Source organism: Micromonospora sp. NPDC047074 (assembly GCF_040643815.1).
Lineage (GTDB): Bacteria > Actinomycetota > Actinomycetes > Mycobacteriales > Micromonosporaceae > Micromonospora.
Genome location: NZ_JBEYVB010000040.1, coordinates 31708 through 52408 on the forward strand (window position 1 = coordinate 31708; position 20701 = coordinate 52408).

The following is a 20701-nucleotide window of genomic DNA, read 5'->3' on the forward strand; positions in this document are numbered from 1 at the left end:
CTGCCGGCGGCCGACCGACCGGCGGGCCGGCCAGCCGTCGGCCGGGTCCGGGCGACGGACCCGGGATCAGTCGTCGATCGTGACGCTGGTGATCCAGGACGGGGGCGGCGAGCCGTCCGCGCCGATCAGCCCCGCGATCACCCGGGCGGACCCCGGCGGCGTGGCCGGCCAGGGGGTCAGGCCGTCGGTCAGCACCACCACGATGTGCGGTCGATCCGCCAACGCGGCCTCGATCCCGACCCGCATGTCGGTGCCGCCACCGCCCGCCAGCCGCACCTCGCCCACGGTGTGCACCCGGCGTACGACGTGCACGGCCGCGTCGCAGGCGAGCACGGCGACCCGGTTGCCGCCGACGCCGACGGCCCGGAGCACCCCGGCGACCTCGGTGAGCGCCGCGGTGAGCTGCGCGTCACCCATCGAGCCCGACGTGTCCACCACGATCGCCACCCTCGGCACGGGCCGGCGCAGGCTGGGCAGCACCACGCCGCGCGTCGCCGCTGAGCGTCGAGACGGCCGCCGGTAGGTGTAGTCGATCGCGCCGCTGGCCCACGCGGCGGCCTCCCGCACCGCGCCGGTCAGCGCCCGCCGCCAGTCCACCCGGGGCTCGAGCACCTGGGCGGCCCACCGTTCCCAACCGGCCGCGATGCTGCCGCGGCCGCGGCCGCGCACGTGGGCGCGTACCGCGTGGGCCGTCTCCCGGCGGAGCGCTCCCGCCTCCACCGCGCTGACCCCACCCGCGCCACCGCTCTCCCACGGCCGGTCGACGCCGTGCGCCCCGGAACCGCAGTCGTGCGCGCGTTGCCCCCGCACGTGCGGGGGCAACAGCGGCAGGTACGCCTCGAACAGCAGGCCCGCCGGCAGCCCGAAGGTCACCGGCTCGATCCGGTCGGCCGGCAGCGGCAGCCGATCCGCCAGCAGATCGTCGTTGATCTCGCAGTCCTGCGCCACGTTGACCCGGTACTGGTCGCTGCGCTGCCCCGGCGGGAGGCGGTCGGCGCGGGCGTGGTGGTCCCGGAGCAGGTGGGCGACCTCGTGGATCCACACCGCCGCGAGCTGCGGCACCGGCAGCCGGTCCACGAAGGACGGTGAGACGTGGCAGCGCCACCGCCGGTCCACGCCCATCGTGGGCACCTCCCGGGACTCCACCACGGTCAGGCTGTACAGCGCGGTGGCCAGGTAGGGCCGGTCCTGCGCCGCCCGGAACCGGGCCGCGAGCAGCTTCGTCCGGTCCAGCCGGGGACCGTCGGAGGTCATCCGCTCAAGCGCCCCGAGAGCCCCAGCACCTCGGCGAAGGCGTGGATGGCCGGCGGCACCGGCCAGGAGGTGTCGCGCAGCGCCGCGAGGTCCATCGCGGCACGCGCTGCGACGTCCGGCACGCCCGCCTCCACGGCCTTGCCCAGCACCACCCAACCGGCCTCCCAGCGTGACCGGTCGACCTTCGCCTGCACCGCGGAGATCACCGCGGTGAGGAACGCCAACTGCCGGTCGCCCCGCTCCGGGAGCCGGAACGCCCCCGGGTCGGCGAGCACCCGCTCCGGGTCGGGCAGGTCCAGGTTCTCCAGGTAGGTCACGAACTCCAACCCCGCGCCGTCGCCCACCGCGCCGATCACCGCCAGGGCCAGCGCCTCCGCGCCGCTCCCCGCCGCGTAATGGACGGTGAGCAGTCGCAGCACCATCTCCCAGGTGCGCGGCGACGGCCAGGCGCCGCCGCGTGCCTCGGCGTCGGCCGGCAGATGGTGGGTCAGCCCCGGCCGGGCGGTGAGGAAACCCGCGATCGCGCCGCGGGCCCGGGCCAGCGCCGTCGCGGTGCGCCCGGCCCGTACCTCCGGCACGGTCACCGCCGGCCACGTCCCGGCCAGGCCCCGCGCGACGGTGCGCGCGTCGTGCGTCCAGTGCAGGTGCACGAACCGGTTCGCCAACGGCGGGGCCAGGTGCCAGCCGTCCGCCGCGCTGGTCGGCGGGTTCGCCGCCGCCACGATCCGCACCGACGGCGGCAGCGACAGGCTGCCGACCCGGCGCTCCAGCACCACCCGCAGCAGCGCCGCCTGCACCGCCGGCGGCGCGGAGGAGAGCTCGTCGAAGAAGAGCAACCCCGAGCCGGTACGCGCCAGCCGGACCGCCCAGTCCGGCGGGGCCATCGGCACCCCGTCGGTGGCGGGGGAGTCCCCGACGATCGGCAGCCCCGCGAAGTCCGACGGCTCGTGCACGCTGGCGATGACCGTCTCCAGCGGCAGACCCAGCCCGTCGGCGAGTTGCTGGAGGGTGGCGGACTTGCCGATGCCGGGCTCGCCCCACAGCAGCACCGGCAGGTTCGCCGAGACCGCCAGGGCCAGCGCCTCGACCTTCGGGTCGGCGGCGGGCTCGGTCCGCCACGCGCGGGTGGCGGCGACGAGGTCGTCGGCGGCGGCCAACGCCCGTATGGCCGCCGTCATGCGTCGCCCCATCCCGCCAGCACGTCCCGGATCCGGAACACCACTTGCACGTCCTCGCCGTCGTCGTCGTACATGCTCGCCTTCCCCGCCGCCAGTTCGCGAGGGCTGCGGTGGTCCTCGTCGGGGGCGTCCGGATCGGCGCCGGCGACCAGCAGCGCGCGGACCAGCTCCGGGGTGCCGCCGTCGCCGACGGCCACGTGCAGCGCGGTGCGGCCCCGCCGGTCCCCGGCCCCGATCGGCACGCCGGCGTCGAGCAGCCGCCGGACCAGCGAGACGTCCTCCACCGCGCGTAGCTGGTGCAGCAGCGTGCCGCCCCGGCCGTCGCCCATCCTCGGATCGAGCCCCGCGTCCAGCAGCGCGGCCAACGTCGTCGCGCCGCCGTGCTGGATCCGCAGCAGCACGTCGCGCCGCAGCTCGCGCAGGGGCCGGGGCAGCCGGTTGGTCCCGCCGCGCCACGCCTGCACGGCGGCGAAGCAGCCCGCCGACTGCCCGCCGAGGGCGCGCAGCAGCTCCTCCCCGGCGACCTCCTCGGCGGTGTGCGAGACCGGATCGAGCCGGCCGTCACCGTGGACGAGGGTGTGCCAGCCACCCCCGCACCGCACCGGCACCTCCACCCGCAGACCGGCGACCTCCGGCCGCGCCGTCCCGGCCCGCGCCGTCTCCGGCTGTTCGGCCTGCGTGGGCTTCGGGTCTGCCGTTCCCGGCCGTGCCGTCCCGGCCCGTGTTGCACGCAGCCGGACCGGTGCCGGTGCGTGCCATCGCCGCGACGACTCCCTCCACCGGTTCCAGTCGGGACACGGCGGCGAACCGGTGTCCGGCGTGGGCGGTGCTGACGGGAACAGGGCCCGCCGCACCAGGGGGTGCAGGTCCGCGGCGCGGAGCAGGCCGTGCCGCAGCAGGTCCAGGTCGGTGGGGCGCTCGTGGACCACGCCGGCGAAGCGCGGGCGGGTGAAGTGCTCGTGCTCGTATCCCACGAACGTGGCGGCCACGGTGCCGGCGCCCACCCGCCGCACCTCCGCCACCGGCCGCCCCCGGGACCAGATCATCACCCGGTCGACACCGTAGCGGTCCTCCAGCCGGGCCAGCTCGGCGTCCAGCCCGAGCGGCACCAGGCAGCCTCGGGCGGCGCTCGCGACCTCGTGGTTGAGGTAGTAGGTCGCCGGGACCCCCGGGTCGAGACCGACGCCGGCGACGGCCCACGCCTCGACCGTCTCGCCGCCGGCGACGAGCCGGTCGAACGCCTCGGCCCGGCTCGCGGGATCACCCGGGTCGGCCACCGTCGCGTACGCCTCGAACGGCAGGACCGCGCCGTCGGCCGCGAAGCCGGGCAGCCGGGCCGGCGAGCCGCCGTACGCGTTGGCGAGACCGTCGACGTGCGCGGCGCTCCAGTACACCGGCGGCAGGTCCTGTCGGGGGGCGCCCTCGGTCAGGGCGGGGCGGACGGTCAGCCGTAGCCGCTGCGACCCGTCGACCGTCTTCGGCGTGTCCACCGCCAGCGCGACGTCGCGCTCGTCGAACCGGCCGGCCACGGTGGACAACACGAAACGCTCGTGGGTGGCGACGCCGGTGCGACCGCCGAGCACCCGCGGCAGGTGCCAGCGCAGCAGGTCGGGGGCGAGGGCGTCGAGGTCCGCCTCGACCTGGCCGGCGCGGGCCCGGCCGTGCTCCCGGGCCACCTCACCCAGGTCGAACGCCACGTCGATGCGCCCGGCCGCGCAGGCGGCCCGCCAGTCACCGGCCTCCCGGGCCGCGCCGCACGCCTCGATCATCGCGGCCGGCACGGCGTACCGCCGGACGCGCTGCCAGGTGCGGATCTCGTCGAGGAGGGGACGGTTCACCGGTAGACGCTCGCGATCGCCCGGATGTCCTCGTGCGGCGCGGTGACCGGCCGTTCGGCGAGCAGCGCCGAGGCCCGGCGACGTTGCCGGCGCGGCACGCCTCCGTTGATGCCCAGGTACTCCAGCGTCGGATGACCCTCGACCGCCGCGACGAGCCGCTTCGCGCCCCGCCCACCGACCTCCGTACGCCGCAGGTCCAGCCGGCGCAGCCGGGCGGCGGGCAGCGCGTCGGCCAGCGCCGCGGCGCCCACGTCGCCGACCAGGTTGCCGCGCGCGCCCAGGGCCCGCTCCGAGGGCGGCCGGGCCAGGTCCAGCGCCCGCCAGGCGCCCAGGTGCCCGGCCAGCGCCGCCACCCCGACCGGGGTGATCCCGTTGCCGCCCAGGCCGAGCGTCACCTCCACCCCGTCGAGTAGCTCGGCGAGGGTGGCGACGCCGACGTCCCCGAGGTGGTTTGCCGCCAGGTAGAGCTCCCGGACCCCGGCGGCGTGGACCAGCGCGCCGAGCACCGGCACCGCGTCCGGGCCGAAGCCGTTGCCGCCGAGGAAAAGCCGTTGCACCGGCCGCTCCCGGTCGGCCAGCGCCTCGGCGAGAGCGGCCAGCCCGCGTACGCTCATCCCGACGTTGACCAGGTCCAGCGTGCGGATGGTGGTGTTCACCGCGAGCGCGGCGGCGAGGCGTCGGACGCCCTCGTCGCCGACCGGGTTGCGCTTGAGCCACAGCGCCCGCACCGTCTGGTCGCCGGCCAGCCGCGCGGCGAGCGCGTCGACCCCGGCCGGGTCGATCCGGTTGCAGCCCAGGTAGAGCGTTTCGAGATGGTGCCCCGGGCGCAGCGCCTCGGCGACCGCCCGGGCGCCGTCCGCGCCGAGGCCGTTGGTGCCCAGCAGCAGGTGCCGCACCAGCGGTGAGTCGACGGCGGCGGCCACGATCCGGGCGGTCTGCACCGGGCCGACACCCTGCTTGCACAGGTCGAGTCGCCCGTCGGGCTGCACGGTGCCGCGCGGAAACTCCTCGGGCGCGACCACCGTGTCCGGCACGGCGAGACGCAGTAGCAGCGGGTCGAAGTCGCCCGGGTCGGCGAGCCCGGCGTCGGGGTCGGTGATGGCCGGGCACCGCACCGGCGTGGGATCGGTCACCAGGGCACGCTCCGGTAGTCCTTGAGGAACTGGCCGTTCACCGGCGCGCCGCGGACGCCCCGGACGACCGGGTCGTAGACCCGCGCCGCGCCGTCGACCACGTCGAGCGGCGGCCGGAATCCGAGGTCACGCTGTGCGGTCTTGGCGGGGTGCGGCCGCTCGTCGGTGACCCAGCCGGTGTCCACACTGTTCATGTGGATGCCGCTGGTCAGGTAGTCGGGCGCGACCGTGCGGACCAGCATGTTCAGTGACGCCTTGGCCATGTTGGTGTGCGGGTGCCGGGTGGTCTTGCCGGAGCGGCTGTAGCTGCCCTCCATCGCCGAGACCTGCACGACGTGCCGCTGCGGGCGGGCGCTTGCCTGCATCAGCGGGCGCAGCCGGGAGGTGAGCAGGAAGGGCGCGAACGCGTTGACCACGTGCACCTGCAACCACTCGTGCGGGCTCACGTCGGCGTCGCTGAGCACCCACGAGTTGACCTCACGCAGGTCGAGTGGCTGGCCCGTCTCGTCGACCTGCCCGGCCGGGAAGAACGCGTCCAGCCTGGCGGGCAGCCGCCGCACCGTGGCGGCGGGCGCGGCGCCGATCGCGATCCGCGCCGCCGGCCCCTCCAGCGCCGCCGACTCGCCCGCCCGGACCTCCCGGTGGTACGCCTCCGGCCGGTAGAGCGTCTGCGCCGCGTTGTTGACCAGGATGTCCAGCCCGGCGAAGCGTCGGCCGACCAGCGCGACAAATTCGATCGTGCCGGCCAGGTCGAGCAGGTCCAGCCCGTGCACGTAGAGCCGGTCGGCCCAGTCGTCCGCGTCCGGTACGGCGGCGAAGCGGCGGGCGGCGTCCCGGGGGAACCGGGTCGTCACGATCACGTCGGCGCCGTCGCGGAGCAGCTTCAGCGCGGTGTGGAAGCCGATCTTCACCCGGCCGCCGGTCACCACGGCGGTCCGGCCGGTCAGGTCACAGCGGGCGTGCCGCCGCTCGCGGTTCTCCGTCGCGCACGGCGGGCACATCAGGTGGTAGTCGACGTCCACCTGCCGGTAGGGCTGCTTGCACACGTAACAGTGCCGCTCCCGGCGCAGCGACCCGGGCCCGGCCGCGCCGGTCGGCCCGAGGGCGTCCCGCTCCACGGCGCCCTGCTCCACGGCGGCCCGTTCCGCGGCGCCCTGCTCCACGGCGGCCCGTTCCGCGGCGCCCTGCTCCACGGCGGCCCGTTCCGCGGCGATCCGGTCCACGGCGGCCCGTTCCGCGGCGATCCGGTCCGCTCCCGGCCGGTCGGCGACGGGCGGTGCGGGATCGGGGATCTCGGTCCGGAAGCGGGTGGCGTCGGCCAGCAGCGCACGGTCCGCCGCCCGGGTCGCCGCGTCGCGGCGGGCCTTGGCGCGCCTCTTCACCCCCCGGTGGGCGGCGGTGACCGCCCGTTCCAGCTCCTGCCGGGTCGCCTCGTCCAGGTCGGCGTCGTCGAGTCGGGCCAGGACGGCCAGGCAGGCCGCCAGCTCGGCGCGGTCGACGGACACGGTGCTCCTTCGCGGCGGGGGTGGTGGCGAGACCGGCCGGATTCGAACCGGCGTCCTCCAGCTTGCTGTCAAGGCGCGTCGACCTCTGCGCTACGGCCTCGCCGCGCGGGAGCATACCGAAGGCCACCGACAGCGCGTCGACTACCGTCGCGTCAGCTGCCGAGTGGCGGCGAGCAGCGCGGCGGGGGTGCGGCCCTGCGCGTCCACGGCGTCCGGGTCGGCGCCGACCGCGAGCAGGGCCGCCATCACCTCGGTGTCCATCGCCGCCGCGGCGGCGTGCAGCGGGGTGCGGCCGTTGCGGTCCCGGTCGTCGACGTGGAGACCGGCCCAGACGAGCGCCGGCAGCATCCTCGGCTGGTCCAGGTGGGACAGCCAGTGCAGCAGCGTGCCGCCGGCGCCGTCCCGTAGCCCGGGATCGAGGCCCCCGGCGAGCAGGGCGAGCAGGCCGTCGGTGTCGCCGTGCAACGCGCGGGCGAAGACGTCCTGCCGGACCTTGCGGATCTCCTTCGGCACCGGGCTCGCTCCCGTACGCCAGGCGCGCACCGCCGCCGCGCAGCCCGAGAGCGGCCCGCCCAACCCGGCGAGCAGGAACTCCCGGCGCAGTTCCTCGTCGCTGTGACACGGGGTGTCGAGGCGACCGGCGGCGATCCGGACGGTGTGCCAGTCCAGCCCGCACCGGATCCGGATCGGCGGCTTCGGCTGCGGTTCCGGGGCGCGCCACCGCTGTGCCCGCTCTGGAAACAGGGCCTCGTGCACCAGCGGATGCAACTCGTCCGGAGTCAGGTCGCCCCAGCGCAGCAGCGCCACGTCGGCCGGCGCGGGCACCCCGAAGGCGCACGGTCCGGCGATCGGCTCGTGCCACGACGCCGCGCGGACGGTCAGCCGTCCTCCGGCGGTGACCTCGACGGCAAGCGCGCGGTCCATGCTGAACTGCGTCGTCGCCGCGTAGCGGCGGGCGAGTCGTCGGGTTTCGTCGGCGAGTACGGGCAGTGCCGGAGCATGGGCGGTGAGCAGGTGCTCGAACCGGGGGCCGTGCAGTAGGACCTCGTCCGGGCCGACGGCGACCCCGGCCGCGTCGTACGCCGCCACCGGCCGCCGGGCAGCCAGCAGCGCGGCCACGCTCTCCAGCTCGGCGGCGCGGTCGTCGGCGTCATCCGGCACGGCCGCGCCGCCCTGCGGGTGCGGGCGGCCATCGGGCGAGTGCCAGGGGAGCCGGCGGGCCGACGCGCCGTACGCCCGGCGCCGGTCGGCCACCGCGTCCGCGTCCCAGCACCAGCCCGGCAGGTCGTGCCACCGGATCGGCAGTCGCCGGCTGTCGGTGACCCGCAGGGCGATCCGCTGCGGCGCGCGGTCGGTGAGGGGCAGCGTCACCACCAGCAGCGGGGTGCCCGGGCCGGGTCTGCCCGCGTCCGTCGGGAACGCGCCGCGCAGCCGGGTGAGCACGACGGACGCCCCTGGCAGCAGGGCCAGGGAGTCGGTACGGGGCAGGAAACGGCGCAGCAGGTCGGGGGCCAGGCCGTGCAGTTCGCCCTCGATCCGGGCGGCTTCGCCGCCGCCGTACCGGGAGGCCACGTCCCGCAGGTCGATGTGCGTGTCGACGAGTGCCGCCGCGCACGCGCCCTGCCAGTCGTCGGCCCGGCGACGGGCCGTGGCGACGGCGACCATGCCTGGCGGCGAGGCGTACCTCAGGAACCGTAGCTGCCTGTCCCGCTCGTGTCGGCGCTCCATCGCGGCGTCCCCGTTCCCCGTCGGGAGCGGGCCGGCCGGATTCGAACCGGCGTCCTCCCGATTAGCAGTCGGGCGCGACGACCGCTGCGCTACGGCCCGCTCGCGGGCGAGTGTAGGGGTGCGGGCCGGCCGGATTCGAACCGGCGTCCTCCCGGTTTTGGAGACCGGGCGCGACGACCGCTGCGCTACGGCCCGCACGTGGGCGGTGGTGACGTCGCCCGGGTGGCGGGCGGGCCGGATTCGAACCGGCGTCCTTCTCCGTGAGAGGGAGACGCGACGACCTCTGCGCTACCGCTCGCCGGCAGGGATTGTAGGACGCCCGCCGTCGCGCTCTCAGCCGGCGGCCACCACCTGGTTCGGTGCCTGCTGCGCCGGCACCTCTGCCGGGGCCCGCTCACCGTCGTCGGTGGCGACCGCCCCCGCGTCGTCGGTCCGGCCCGGAGCCGTGCCGTCGGCAGTGGACTCCACCGGCACCGGCACCGGCACCGGTCGTTCGATCCGCGGCCGGGCCGCGACCTGCGGGTACTCGGCCGTCTCCGCGCCGCCCGTGGCGGCCGCCATGACCGCCGCCGCGGCCAGGTCCGCCACGCGCTTCGCCTCCCGCTTCACCCGGGCACGGACCTCCTTGGCGTGCTGCTCGGCGGAGTCGGCGGCCCGCCGTGCCTCGTCCAGCCGGTGCAGTTCTTCGGCCAGCTCCTGCCGCGTCTCGGCGAGCCGCTGCTGCATCTCGGCGAGTTGCTCCTCGATGCTCCCGCTCTCCTGCCGCGCCTGGGCGAGCTGCTGCTGCGCGGTGTCCAGTTCGGACTGCATCCGGGCCAGCGCCTCCCGCCGGTCCCGGATGCCCTGCTGCGCGGCGGCGAGCTGCTGCTGGTGCGTCGCGGCCTGCTCGTCCGCGTGCTGACGCACCCGGGCCGCGTACTGCTGGGCCTCGGCGATCAGCGTCGCGATCTCCTGCTCCGCCGCCGTACGCTGGCCGCCGAGTTCCCGCTCGGCGGAGGCGAGCTGCTCGGCGATCTCCTGCTCGGCGGCGGTGCGCCGCTCGTTGATCTCCCGTTCCACTCCGGCCTGCCACTGGCCCAGCTCCTGCTGGGTCTTCGCGCGCGCCGCCTGCACCTCCTGCTGGATCTGGCTGCGGGCCGAGGCGAGGAACGCCTCGGACTCGGTGCGGGCCTGCTCGACCTGCTGGGCGGTCTGCTCGTCGATCCGCGCCGCCTCCTGCAACGCGTGGTCGTGCGCCGCCTCGCCGGCCGCGCGCAGCCGCTCCGCCGACTCACGGATCCGGGTGAGCTCGGCCTGGGCGTTGGCGCGACGCTCCTCGTACTCCTTCTCGTGCTCCGCCCGGCGGGCCTCCGTCGTCTCCTCCAGTTCGCGCAGCGTCGCCGCCGCCTGCTCCCTGGCCTCGGTGAGCGCCCGCTGCGCCTCGGCCTCCAACTCGGCGGCCTGCTGCCCGGCGGCGTCGGTGATGGCCCCGGCCTGCTTCTCCGCCAGGGCCAGGATCTGGTCGACCATCGGGCCGAGGTCGCGGAAGGACGCCCGGTCCCGCTGGGCCGGCTGGTCGCGCAGCTCGGTCACCTCCGACCGCAGCCGGTGGACCTCGACGCCCACCTCGCGGAGCTGGGCCGAGGTGCGGTTCCGCTCGGCGGCCAGCGTGGACCGGTCACGCTCGACCTGCTCGACGTACCGGTCCACCTGCCGCTTGTCGTAGCCGCGCAGCGTGAGGTCGAAGCTCGGCCGCGAGGCCGATTCCGCGCCTGCCGCGAACGGGTCGTCGCCGTGGGACATGCATCCTCCTCCGTACGATCGCGAGCGCCACCGTACCGTCGTGCCCCCACGCGCCCGCGAAAAGGGGTGACCCCACGCGGCGGCCCCGCGGACCGCCGCCGTCCACGGTGTACGTCGTGCCGCCCGGAAGGTCGCGGCGTCCTCGCCGACGTCCTCCCACCAGACGTTGATCAGTGTGCAGTTGCACTCGCAGTGCACGCCGTCGCCGGCCGGGGCACCGATGATCACGTTGCGCAGGGTGGCCCCGGGGGCGAGCACGAACATCGGGTCCTGGCTCTCGCCCTGGCCGCCGTCACCGATGCCGTAGTACCGCTTGAGCCCGCCGTCCAGGCTGACCGGGACGTCGACGGTGGCGTCGACCTTGTAGCTGCCGGTCGGGGTCGGTCAGCTCGGCGGCGGCGTGCTGGGCGGTGGCGTGCTGGGCGGCGGCGTGCTCGGCGTCGCGGTGGTCCAGGGCGGGGTGGGCGGTCGGGTAATTCCCCCGGAGGGGTTGACCGCCACGTCGTCGAACCTGCCGCTGGCGTACGAGGTGATCAGGCCGATCCGGCCGGCGGAGGCCAGGCTGCTGGTGCCGGAACCGACCTGGGTGCCGTTGACGAAGCCCCGGATGGTGCTGCCGGCGGCCTCGATGCGCAGCGCGTACCAGCTACCGGCGGCGACCCCCAGGAAGGCCGAGCCGAGCGAGGTGATCTGGCTGCCGTTGACGGCCTGCAACTCGGCCCGGCCGGAGCCGAGCAGGGCCAGCCGGTACATCTTCGTGCTGCTGGTCGAGCGGGCGGCCAGGCCGACCAGGCTGTTCGACGAGCCGAACGACAGCGGCTTGACCCGGGCCTGGACCTGGTAGTCGGTCCAGCTCGTCTGGCCGGCGAACTGCCGGGCCAGCTTGCTGCTGGCGCGGGCCTGCTGGAACACGCCCGAGCCGTCGGTGACCACCGACCAGGTGCCGCCGGACTCCGACCAGCCGCCGGCCTCGCCGTCGTTGAAGTCGTCGGAGAACATGGTGGCGGCGGTGGCCGACGAGCCCAGGCCGGCGGCCAGCACGGCGGCGGTCGCCCCGGCGGTGAATGCCACCGCCAGGGCCCGTCGGGGAGTGCGTCTGAGATGCACGGTTCTTCTCCTTGGAGGGGTGGGTGTGGGGGACGCGGTCCGGTGGCCCGATGGAAGGACCGGGACGGTACGCGGTGCGACCGGCCCCGTGCCCGTCGGCCGGGAGCGCCGGAGACCCGGACTCCGGCATGGCTCGATGGGGAGGTCAGATGCGCTGGAAAGCAGTTCCCTGCGTCGCTTCACGTTATGTTTCGACGAAGAGCGCGGTCAATGTCCGGCGACGTGCAGGTCTGGTGCAGCCGTGATCGTTTCCCTGAACTCCTGGTGCGCGTCCGGCCGGCGCCCTGGTGGGGCGCCGGCCGGAGCGTGGTGTCCTCGCCATGGAGCCTCCCTGGCGGTGACCGAATCATCGATGAACGTCGACCAGTGAGGGTGTGGTGCGCCGTGGACCGCCGGGCCGATGCCCGGCGCCGAACCGCGCCCGGCGGGCCGCGGAGGGACGGTCAGTAGGGGAGTCTGCCGGTGCCGGCGCCGGCCGTGACGACGGATTTCACGGTGGCCGGCTCGGTCAGGGTGTACGGGTAGAACGTGCGCGGCTCCTGGACGGTGCCACCCGCGTCGCCGGGCTCGCTGCTGCCGGCGAGCACGTTGTCCCGGGCGATCATCCGGCCGCGGTCCCCGGCGTAGCTGATCGACCAGGGCACCTCGACGTCCTCGAAGTAGTTGCCCTCGACCACGCAGCCGGAGTCGAGCTGGCAGACCACCCCGACGTCGGTGTTGTAGACGAAGTAGTTGTTGAACACGTGCACGGGGTCGCCGTAGCGGACCCGGGGGTTGCGCTGCGGCGTGCGGTCGAACCAGTTGTGGTGGTACGTGACCCGCAGGTTGCCGGCGTCCTGGGCGGCGTTGTCGTCGTCGTGCCCGAGCAGCATGTTCTTCGTGTGGTGGTGGGTGTGGTTCCAGGACACGGTGACGTAGCTGGACCCGCGCTTGACGTCGATCAGGCCGTCGTAGCCGTACGCCAGGTCGTTGTGGTCGATCCACACGTGGTGCGAGAACATCTGCACGTTGATCGCGTCGTCGACGGTGTTGCGGAAGTTCAGGTTCCGCACGATCACGTTGTGCACGGCGTTCGCCGGCGGGCTGGTCGCGTCGCTCACCGGCAGGCCGATGTTCAGCCCACCGCCGGTGATGCCGGAGTTGGCGCCGACGCCGACGATCGTCTTGTCCGAGGTGACGTCGTGCATCGGGCCGGGCAGCGCGATCATCCCGTCCACCCGCACGTTCAGCGGGCCGGCCGTGCCGATCGCGGCGAGGAACTCGGCGGCCGTGTCCACCGTGACGGTCGGGCCGCCGGCCCCGCCGGTGGTGCCGTTCTGGCCGAGCGCGTTGACCGAGGCGAACCCGACCGGCGGGGCGCCCGGGTCGATCGGCGGCCCGGTCGGCGGCAGGGTGGGCCCGCCGGTCGGCGTGCCGGTGGGCGGGGCGCCGGTGGCCGTGGAGACCTCGACGTCGTCGAAGGTGGCGCTGGCGTACGAGGTGGCCAGGCCGACCCGGCCGGCGGCGAACGCCCCGTCGGTGGCCTGCACGAGCAGCGTGCCGTCGACGTAGCCGCGCAGCGAGCTGCCGACCACCTCCAGCCGCAGCGTCGCCCAACTGCCCACGGTGACCCCGGCCGGGGCGGAACCGAGCGGCACCGGGTCGCCGCCGGAGCGGCGGATCAGCTGCACGCCGCCGCTCGCGGTCACCACCAGCGCGTAGTAACTGCTGGTGCTCTGCGCCCGGGCGACGACCCCGACGTGCCGGTTCGCGCCGCCGAAGCCGGTCGGCCGGACGCGGGCCTGCACCCCGTAGTCGGTCCAGGTGCCCGCGCCGGCCAGGGCCCGGGCGTCGCTGCTGGTGCCGGACTGCCGGTAGGCGTACGACCCGTCGGTCACCACCGACCAGCTCCCGCCCGAGCGGGACCACCCGTCGGCCGTGCCGTCGGAGAACGAGTCGGTGAACAGGGTGTCGGCGTGCGCCGACGAGGTGGTCACGAGCACCGTGCCGGCGGCCAGGGCGGCGGCGGTGAGCGCCGCGCCGAGCAGTCTCGGCGTGAAACGGGTTGTCCGGTTCATGGTGGACCTCCTGGTGGTGGGTGGGCACCGGTGGGCCGCCGTGCTGAGCGCCGGGCGCGGCGACCCACCGGCCGTCTGTCCGCCGCGTGGGACGACGCGGCGGACGGCGTCCTAGAGGAGCAGCCGGTCCGCGCCGGCCAGCGCCCCGACGACCGCCGGCACCGCGGGCGCCGGCAGCACCGGACCGCGGCGCAGGGTCGGCGTCCAGCCGGCGTCCGGGGCCAGGTCCGGTTCGTGCGCCTCGTTGTACGCGGCCACCAGGTCCACCGGCCGGGGCCGGTCTCCGGCGGAGCGGACCCAGTTGCCCCGGGTGGTGACGGCGGTGCCGCCCCAGTCGTACAGCAGGGTGTCGGTCGCGACGTCGGCGCCGAGAGTGAAGAAGTTGTTCTCGGCGACCACGGCGGACTGCACCCCGACGCCGATCGCGTAGGCGAAGCCGTCGCCGGCCAGCCGGTAGTGGTTGTTCCACACGTCGACCTGGCCGAACCGCACCCGGGGCAGCCGCTGGAGCACCCCGTCGAAGAGGTTGTGGTGCAGGCTCACCTTCAGCCGCCCGACGTCCGGGCCGACGGTGTTGGACGAGCCGATGAGCATGACCTTGTCCCGCCCCACGAACCGGTTGTACGACACGGTCACCAGGCTCGCGGTGTGCGTGACGTCCACCGATCCGTCGTGCACCTGGTACGGCCGGCCGAAGTACACCGGCTGGGCACTGTCCGGGTTGTCGCCGTCGGTGAAGGTGTTGTGGTCGATCCAGACGTGCTCGCTGCGGCGTACCGAGACCTGGTCGTACTGGGAGTTCCAGTTGCCGGCGTCGCCGTCGGTGGGGGACCAGGCGGGGAAGCAGTCCCGGGCGTCGTCGAAGGTCAGGTTCCGCACGATCGTGTTGTGCGCGCCGTCGAGCATCAGCGTCAGGCCGGTCAGCCGGGCGCCACGCAGGCCGACGATCGTGGTGTTCGGGCCGACGTTGATCTGGGTCTGCCGGGTCTGGTTGGTCACGGAGCGCACCCGCGCCGCCTCCAGCGGCCCGCTCGGCGCGACCCGTCCCCAGACCGCCGGGTCGTACGCCGCGAGGTAGGCCGCGAGCGAGTATTCCGGGTCGGCGAGGTCGGCGCAGTCGAGCAGCGCCCCGTCGGGCCCCTCGAACCCGTCGACGTCGCCCCTGACGTAGATGATCTTCGGGGTGGCGTTGCCCCGGTTGGTGGCGTTGTCGCCGCCTAGGGCCGCGACCAGCTCGGCCCGGCTGGAGACCACGTGCACCTGCTCCGCCGTCGCCGCCGCGCCGCCGGTGGTGCCGGCCCCCTCAGCCGCCCAGCCGTCCCCGGCCGGCAGCGCCTGCCGGCCGAGGTGCCGGGCGGCCCAGGAGAGCCCGGCGCCGGTCGCGCCGTCCGGGGGTGGGGCGGCCCCGCCGTCCGGGGCCGGGGCCGCCGTCACGCTCCCGGGTGTCGCCGCGAGCGTGACGGCGATCATCGCCGCGCCCACTGCCTTCTTCCACATTTATCGGACCACCTGTTCGTCGCCGGTTGGATATCAGGCAACGGTAGGTTTCAGCGTTTATACGCGTCAATGACGAATGTGTGCAGAAGTGTTGCAATTGATCCGATCGGCCGGTATCGTCCCGACCTTGCTCGGTCGGGTTGGCGTACCTATATCCGATATGGGCCCGTGCTAGGCGGGCGGTTCAGTTGCAGTGGGTTGCGGTCCCTCCTGTCCGGTCAGGTCGGTGCGGTGCGGCGTCACCGCCCACGGCACCCCCAGCTCCGACAACAGCGCCCCCTCGTCGGCCGCCCGGCGCAGCAGCCGGTTCACCCCGCGTACGGTGATCACCCGCTCCGGACCGTCGCCGACGGCGGTGACGAGGTCGCCGCCGAGCAGCGTCGGCTCCGGCGCGGTCGTGACCGCCTCCAGCACCGCGGTGAACGGGGCCGTCCGGGCCAGGGGCGAGATCAGCGCGACCGCCGGGTCGGCCCGGTGGTCGAGCAGGTTCTCCAGCAGGCCGCGCCGGCCCGGCACCTCGCGCGGCCCCGCGTCGCCGGGCAGCAGCAGCCGGTCGGTCGGGTACTCCAGCACCGCCCGGCCGGCGGTGCCGGTCACCACCACCTCCCCGGCGACGAAGTCCTCGCCGGCCAGGGTCACCGCCGCGACGATCGGCGGCCCCGAGCGGGACGACACCCGCAGCGTCGCCGTGTCGTCCACCTCGATCGGCCGGACCCGGTAGCGCTCCACCTCGGTCCGCACCGGTTCCACCGGCCCGCCACCGGCCGCCTCGGCCACCGCCAGGCACTGCATGACCGCGTGCGCCAGCGGGTTGGCCAGTGCGCCATCCAGCACCGGACGGCCGTGCAGCGTTCGCCGGCCGGCCCACGGCGCGCGTGCGTAGTAGGCGTCGGAACGCTGCCAGGCCGCCACCGTCGCGATGCCGGTGACGGTGCCCAGCCGGCCGGCCCGGACCGCGTCGGTCAGCTCCGTCAGCGCCGCCGACCCGAGCGCCTGGAAACCCACCTGGCACGCCCGGCCCGTCGCCGCCACGGCGGCGGCCAACTCCCGGTGCTCGGCCGTGGACAACACCGGCGGCTTCTCCAGCAGCAGGTCCGCGCCCGCAGCGAGCACGTCCAGGGCGATCGGCAGGTGGGTGTGCGGCGGGGTGCAGACCACCACCACGTCCGGCCGGGCCGTCCGTAGCATCTCCCGGTGGTCGGCGCAGACCGTCGTGCCGTCCGGCACCGGCGCCGCCGGCTCGTCCTCCACCGGGCGTACGTCGACCAGGGCGACCAGCCGCAGCCGCCCGGCGTCGTGCAGCGGGGCGATGACCCGCCGGTGCCAGCGCCCGTGCCCGTTCGCCCCGATCACGGCGACCCGGGGCACCGCCCCGGCCGGCGCCGACGCACCCGGCGTGGGGGCGGCCGTCACCGGGCACCCGCCAGCGTCGCGGCGACCCCGTGCCGTTCGAGGGCGGTCAGCCACCCGGTCACGTCGGCGCGTACCTCGTCGTCCTCGGCCACCTCGGCGGGAAAGACCTCGCGCAGCGTGAACACCGCCTCGACGGCCCCGGCCGGGGTCCGCGGTACGGCGGCGAGCGCCGCACGGATCTCCTCGGCGAGCGGGTCGGCCAGCGGCAGCGGACGCCCGTCGTCGGCGTGCCCGAGGGCGAAGCGCAGCCAGGCGGCCACCACCAGCGTGGCCCAGTGCGCCGAGCGCCCCGCGGCCCGTAGGTCGGCGATGGTGTGCAGGACCCGCTGCGGCAGCTTCTGCGAGCCGTCCATGGCCACCTGGAGGGTGCGGTGGTGGATCGCCGGGTTCGCGAACCGGGTCAGCACCTCCTCACCGTAGGCGACGACGGAGACCCCGTCGGGCGGCGTGAAACTGGCCGCCACGTCCTCGGCGACCAGCTGCCGCAGCACCGTGCCCAGGTGCGGCACGGCCAGGGCGTCGGCGACGGTCTCCTGGCCGGCGAGCGCGCCCAGGTAGGCGGCGGCCGAGTGCACCCCGTTGAGGGTTCGCAGCTTCAGCCGCTCCCAGGGCCCGGCGTCGGCGGTGAGCACCGCGCCGGCCCGCTCCCACGCCGGCCGGCCACCCGGGAAGTCGTCCTCGACCACCCACTGCCGGTACGGCTCGGCGACCACCGCCGCCAGGTCGGCCACCCCGAGGGCCCGCTCGGCGTCGGCGAGGGTCTGCGCCGTGCTGGCCGGCACGATCCGGTCCACCATGGTGCCGGGGAAGGTGACGTGCTCCCGCACCCACCCGGCCAGCGGCTCCGGCACCCCCGCGTACGCCACCGACTGCTCGACCAGACCGCGCAGCCGGTGGCCGTTGGCGGGCAGGTTGTCGCAGCTCACCAGGGCCAGCGGCGGGCCCTGCGCGGCGGCGCGGGCGAGCAGCCCGCGCAGCAGCAGGCCCGGGACGGTGACCGGCGCCCGGTCCGTACGCAGGTCGGCGGCGACCTCCGGGTCCGGTCGCAGCCGACCGGTCACCGGGTCGAGCTGGTACGCCTTCTCCGTGACGGTGAGGGTGACCACCCGGATCGCCGGGTCGGCCAGCAGCGCCACCACGGCGGCGGGGTCGCCGGCGGCGTGCCGGGTCCCCGCCAGCGCGCCGACCACCCGGGTGTGGCAGCCCTCGGCGCTGGTGGTGGTGACGCTGAACAGGTTGTCCTGCGCGGTCAGCGTCGTCACCACGTCGGGGTTGCGCGGCGCGACACCGACGATGCCCCAGTCACCCCCGGCCCGCGCCATCGCCTCCTCGGTGTAGACCGCCTGGTGGGCGCGGTGGAACGCGCCCAGCCCGAGGTGGACGATCCCGGCCGGCACGCTGCCCGGGCGGATCAGCGGACGGCTGTCGGTCGGCAGCCGACGCAGCGTCCCGAGACCGAGCCGGGCGGCGCCCACGGTCACCGCCACACCGGGCCGTCCGGGAAGCGGAACTCGGCGATCGACTCCGGCTTCATGGTGGAGCTGTAGCCGGGCGCCTCCGGCAGCAGGTAGCGGCCCTCGCGGGTGCGCACCGGGTCGACGAAGTGCTCGTGCAGGTGGTCGACGTACTCCACCATCCGGCCGTCGAGGCTGGTGCCGACCCGCAGGTAGTCGAAGACCGCCAGGTGCTGGACGTACTCGCACAGGCCCACGCCGCCCGAGTGCGGGCAGATCGGCACGCCGAACTTCGCCGCCATCAGGATCTCGGCGAGGACCTCGTTGACGCCGCCGACGCGGCAGGCGTCGATCTGCATCACGCCGATCGCCTCGGCCTGGAGCAGCTGCTTGAAGATGACCCGGTTGGCGGCCACCTCACCGGTGGCGACCCGGCACCGGCCGTCGGTCAGGCCGGTGACCGCCCGCGCGATCCGGGCGTGCCCGAGGATGTCGTCGGCGTGCGTCGGCTCCTCGATCCAGTACGGGTCCACCTCCACCAGGGCGGTCATGTTGGTGATCGCCTCGTCGACGTCCCAGACCTGGTTGGCGTCCATCATCAGCAGCGCGTCCGGCCCGATCTCCTCCCGGATGATCCGCGCCCGCCGCAGGTCGTCGGCCGGCAGCCCGCCGACCTTCATCTTCATCGCCCGCCACCCCTGCGCGTACGCCTGCCGGGTCAGCGCCCGGACCTTGTCGTCGGGGTAGCCCAGCCAGCCCACGGAGGTGGTGTACGACGGGAACCCGTCGCGCTCCAGCTCGGCGCGGCGCTCGTCCAGGCCGACCAGGCCCTTGTCGAGGATGGCCGCCGCCTCGTCCGGGGTGAGGGCGTCGGTGATGTGGTGGAAGTCGATGCTGGCCACCAGCTCCTCGGTGGGCAGCTCGGCGAGCAGCTGCCACAACGGCTTGCCGGCCAGCTTGGCCCGCAGGTCCCAGACCGCGTTGACCAGCGCGCCGGTGGCCATGTGGATGACCCCCTTCTCCGGGCCCAGCCAGCGCAACTGCACGTCGGCGCTGAGCGAGCGCCAGAACGCCACCGGGTCGGCGAAGATCTCCTCGACGGTCCGGCCCCGCACGTGGTGGGCGAGGGCCTCGATCGCCGCGCAGGTCAGCTCGTTGCCCCGCCCGTTGGTGAAGGTGAACCCGGCCCCGGTGACGCCGGCGTCGGTGCGCAGCTCGACGTAGCTGGCCGAGTAGTCACCCCGGTTGATCGCGTCCGAGCCGTCGCCCGCGGCGGCGGTCGGGAACCGCACGTCGTGCACGTCGACTGCGGTGACGGTGACACTCACAGGACATTCTCTCCGATCTTGAAGACCTTCTTGGGCAGCCGGTACGCCAGGTCGACGATGGTCTCGGCGGCCTCGTCCTCGCCGAGCCGGTGCTCGGTGACCAGCCGGGCCAGGTAGGCGGCGTCGACCCGGCGGGCCACGTCGTGGCGTACCGGGATGGAGCAGAACGCGCGGGTGTCGTCGACGAACCCGGCGGTGTTGTAGAAGCCCGCGGACTCGGTGACGGACTCGCGGAACCGGCGCAGCACCTCCGGCGAGTCCAGGAACCACCAGGGCGCCCCGAGGTAGAGCGCGGCGTACCCGCCGGCCAGGGGGGCGAGTTCCCGGGAGAAGGTGTACTCGTCGAGGGTGTAGAGCACCACCCGCAGCCGCGGGTCGTTGCCGTACGCGTCCAGCAGCGGGGTCAGCGCGTGCAGGTACTCGGTGGCCTGCGGCAGGTCGCCGCCGACGTCCCGGCCGTGCCGCGCGTACAGCCAGCGGTTGTGGTTGCGCACCGAGCCGGGGTGCAGCTGCATGACGAGGCCGTCGTCCAGCGACATCCGGGCGAACTCCAGCAGCATGTGTGCCCGGAACGTCTCCGCGTCGGCCGCGTCGGCGAGCCCCCGCAGCCCCTTGTCGTAGAGCCGGGCGGCCTCGTCCGCGCCCAGCGCCAGGGTGCGCGCGGTGGGGTGGCCGTGGTCGGAGCAGGTGGCGCCGGCCGCGATGAAGGCGGCCCGGCGCTGGCGCAGCGCCGCCAGGTAGCCGGCGTACGTGCCGGTGTCCTCGCCGGTGATCTCACCGAGCCGCGCGACGTTGCCGGCCCAGTTGTCGAACTCCATGTCGGCCACGTTGTCCGGCCGGAACGTGGTGATCACCCGGCCGCCCGGCCCGCCCCAGCCGTCGGCGGCGAGCTTGGCGTGCTGCCCGAGGTCGTCCAGGGGCGACTCGGTGGTGGCGAGCACCTCGATGCCGAACCGCTCGAACAGCGCCCGGGGCCGGAACTCGGGCTCGACGAGCCGGGCCGCGAGCTCGTCGTAGACGGCGTCGGCGGTGGCGGGGGAGAGCGGGGTGTGCACCCCGAACACCTCCCGGAAGGTCTGCTCCAGCCAGAGCCGGGAGGGGGTGCCCCGGAACAGGTGCCAGTGCGCCGCGAACCGCCGCCAGATGGTGCGCCCGTCGGGCTCCGTGGGGCTGCCGTCGACGGTGGGTACGCCCAGGTCGGCCGGGGGGACGCCCTGGCTCAGCAGCATCCTGGTGAGGTAGTGGTCGGGCACGATGAGCAGCCGCGCCGGGTCGGGGAACGGGCGGTCCTCGGCCAGGATCGCCGGGTCGACGTGCCCGTGCGGGGAGATGATCGGCTGGGGCGCGGCCAGCGCGTACAGCCGGCGGGCCACCGCGCGTTGCGCGGGGTCGGCGGGGAAGAGCAGATCGGTCGTGGGCACGGATGG

The 20701-nt window shown here is 75.1% G+C and carries 14 protein-coding genes, 4 tRNA genes and 1 pseudogene; all 19 read right to left on the reverse strand.

Annotation, left to right across the window (positions count from 1 at the left end; translation table 11 throughout):
* Positions 1–66 precede the first annotated feature (66 nt).
* A complete protein-coding gene (locus tag ABZ809_RS29360; protein WP_357565859.1) occupies positions 67–1254 on the reverse strand; it encodes a VWA-like domain-containing protein in 1188 nt (395 codons plus the stop codon).
* Positions 1251–2432: a MoxR family ATPase gene (locus ABZ809_RS29365; RefSeq protein ID WP_357565860.1), complete on the reverse strand. Its 1182-nt coding sequence runs from the start codon at positions 2430–2432 to the stop codon at positions 1251–1253. Before ABZ809_RS29365 ends, ABZ809_RS29360 begins: the two co-directional genes overlap by 4 nt.
* Positions 2429–4270 (reverse strand): ankyrin repeat domain-containing protein, encoded by a 1842-nt coding sequence (locus ABZ809_RS29370; RefSeq protein WP_357565861.1) that lies wholly within the window; start codon positions 4268–4270, stop codon positions 2429–2431. The genes ABZ809_RS29365 and ABZ809_RS29370 overlap by 4 nt, the downstream gene beginning before the upstream one ends.
* Positions 4267–5403: a gala protein gene (locus tag ABZ809_RS29375; RefSeq protein ID WP_357565862.1), complete on the reverse strand. Its 1137-nt coding sequence runs from the start codon at positions 5401–5403 to the stop codon at positions 4267–4269. Before ABZ809_RS29375 ends, ABZ809_RS29370 begins: the two co-directional genes overlap by 4 nt.
* Positions 5400–6908, reverse strand: coding sequence for an SDR family NAD(P)-dependent oxidoreductase (locus ABZ809_RS29380; RefSeq protein WP_357565863.1), 1509 nt, complete (start codon positions 6906–6908; stop codon positions 5400–5402). Before ABZ809_RS29380 ends, ABZ809_RS29375 begins: the two co-directional genes overlap by 4 nt.
* A 24-nt stretch (positions 6909–6932) precedes the next feature.
* A tRNA-OTHER gene (locus tag ABZ809_RS29385) sits at positions 6933–7008 on the reverse strand.
* Positions 7009–7049: 41 nt separating this feature from the next.
* Positions 7050–8636, reverse strand: a complete 1587-nt coding sequence (locus tag ABZ809_RS29390) for an ankyrin repeat domain-containing protein (RefSeq protein WP_357565864.1) — start codon at positions 8634–8636, stop codon at positions 7050–7052.
* A 26-nt stretch (positions 8637–8662) separates the two neighbouring features.
* Positions 8663–8735: transfer RNA gene (locus tag ABZ809_RS29395), tRNA-Ser, on the reverse strand.
* A 21-nt stretch (positions 8736–8756) separates the two neighbouring features.
* Positions 8757–8831: transfer RNA gene (locus tag ABZ809_RS29400), tRNA-Trp, on the reverse strand.
* Between the two features lie 29 nt (positions 8832–8860).
* Positions 8861–8935 (reverse strand) — tRNA-Glu (locus ABZ809_RS29405).
* Positions 8936–8969: 34 nt separating this feature from the next.
* Positions 8970–10418: a hypothetical protein gene (locus ABZ809_RS29410; RefSeq protein WP_357565865.1), complete on the reverse strand. Its 1449-nt coding sequence runs from the start codon at positions 10416–10418 to the stop codon at positions 8970–8972.
* Between the two features lie 135 nt (positions 10419–10553).
* A pseudogene (locus ABZ809_RS29415) lies at positions 10554–10748 on the reverse strand (pectate lyase); the annotation flags it as partial.
* 54 nt (positions 10749–10802) lie between these two features.
* Entirely contained in the window at positions 10803–11525 is a 723-nt protein-coding gene (locus ABZ809_RS29420; RefSeq protein ID WP_357565866.1) for a family 16 glycoside hydrolase, read from the reverse strand.
* A 443-nt stretch (positions 11526–11968) separates the two neighbouring features.
* A complete protein-coding gene (locus ABZ809_RS29425) occupies positions 11969–13582 on the reverse strand; it encodes a pectate lyase (RefSeq protein WP_357565867.1) in 1614 nt (537 codons plus the stop codon).
* Positions 13583–13693: 111 nt separating this feature from the next.
* On the reverse strand, positions 13694–15079 hold the full coding sequence (locus tag ABZ809_RS29430) for a polysaccharide lyase family 1 protein (RefSeq protein WP_357565868.1): 1386 nt from the start codon (positions 15077–15079) through the stop codon (positions 13694–13696).
* A gap of 171 nt (positions 15080–15250) precedes the next feature.
* Positions 15251–16492, reverse strand: a complete 1242-nt coding sequence (locus ABZ809_RS29435) for a Gfo/Idh/MocA family oxidoreductase (protein WP_357565869.1) — start codon at positions 16490–16492, stop codon at positions 15251–15253.
* Entirely contained in the window at positions 16489–17979 is a 1491-nt protein-coding gene (locus ABZ809_RS29440) for a mannitol dehydrogenase family protein (RefSeq protein ID WP_357565870.1), read from the reverse strand. Before ABZ809_RS29440 ends, ABZ809_RS29435 begins: the two co-directional genes overlap by 4 nt.
* Positions 17970–19274: an enolase C-terminal domain-like protein gene (locus ABZ809_RS29445; RefSeq protein WP_357565871.1), complete on the reverse strand. Its 1305-nt coding sequence runs from the start codon at positions 19272–19274 to the stop codon at positions 17970–17972. Before ABZ809_RS29445 ends, ABZ809_RS29440 begins: the two co-directional genes overlap by 10 nt.
* Complete coding sequence (gene uxaC / locus ABZ809_RS29450; protein WP_357565872.1) at positions 19271–20695, reverse strand: glucuronate isomerase; 1425 nt, start codon at positions 20693–20695, stop codon at positions 19271–19273. Before uxaC ends, ABZ809_RS29445 begins: the two co-directional genes overlap by 4 nt.
* Positions 20696–20701 lie beyond the last annotated feature (6 nt).

Excerpts from the sequence above, each read along its gene's own strand:
- ABZ809_RS29365 (WP_357565860.1), bottom strand. The coding sequence starts at position 2,432 with ATGACGGCGGCCATACGGGCGTTGGCCGCCGCCGACGACCTCGTCGCC.
- ABZ809_RS29425 (WP_357565867.1), bottom strand. The coding sequence starts at position 13,582 with ATGAACCGGACAACCCGTTTCACGCCGAGACTGCTCGGCGCGGCGCTC.
- ABZ809_RS29410 (WP_357565865.1), bottom strand. The coding sequence starts at position 10,418 with ATGTCCCACGGCGACGACCCGTTCGCGGCAGGCGCGGAATCGGCCTCG.
- ABZ809_RS29390 (WP_357565864.1), bottom strand. The coding sequence starts at position 8,636 with ATGGAGCGCCGACACGAGCGGGACAGGCAGCTACGGTTCCTGAGGTAC.
- ABZ809_RS29360 (WP_357565859.1), bottom strand. The coding sequence starts at position 1,254 with ATGACCTCCGACGGTCCCCGGCTGGACCGGACGAAGCTGCTCGCGGCC.
- ABZ809_RS29430 (WP_357565868.1), bottom strand. The coding sequence starts at position 15,079 with ATGTGGAAGAAGGCAGTGGGCGCGGCGATGATCGCCGTCACGCTCGCG.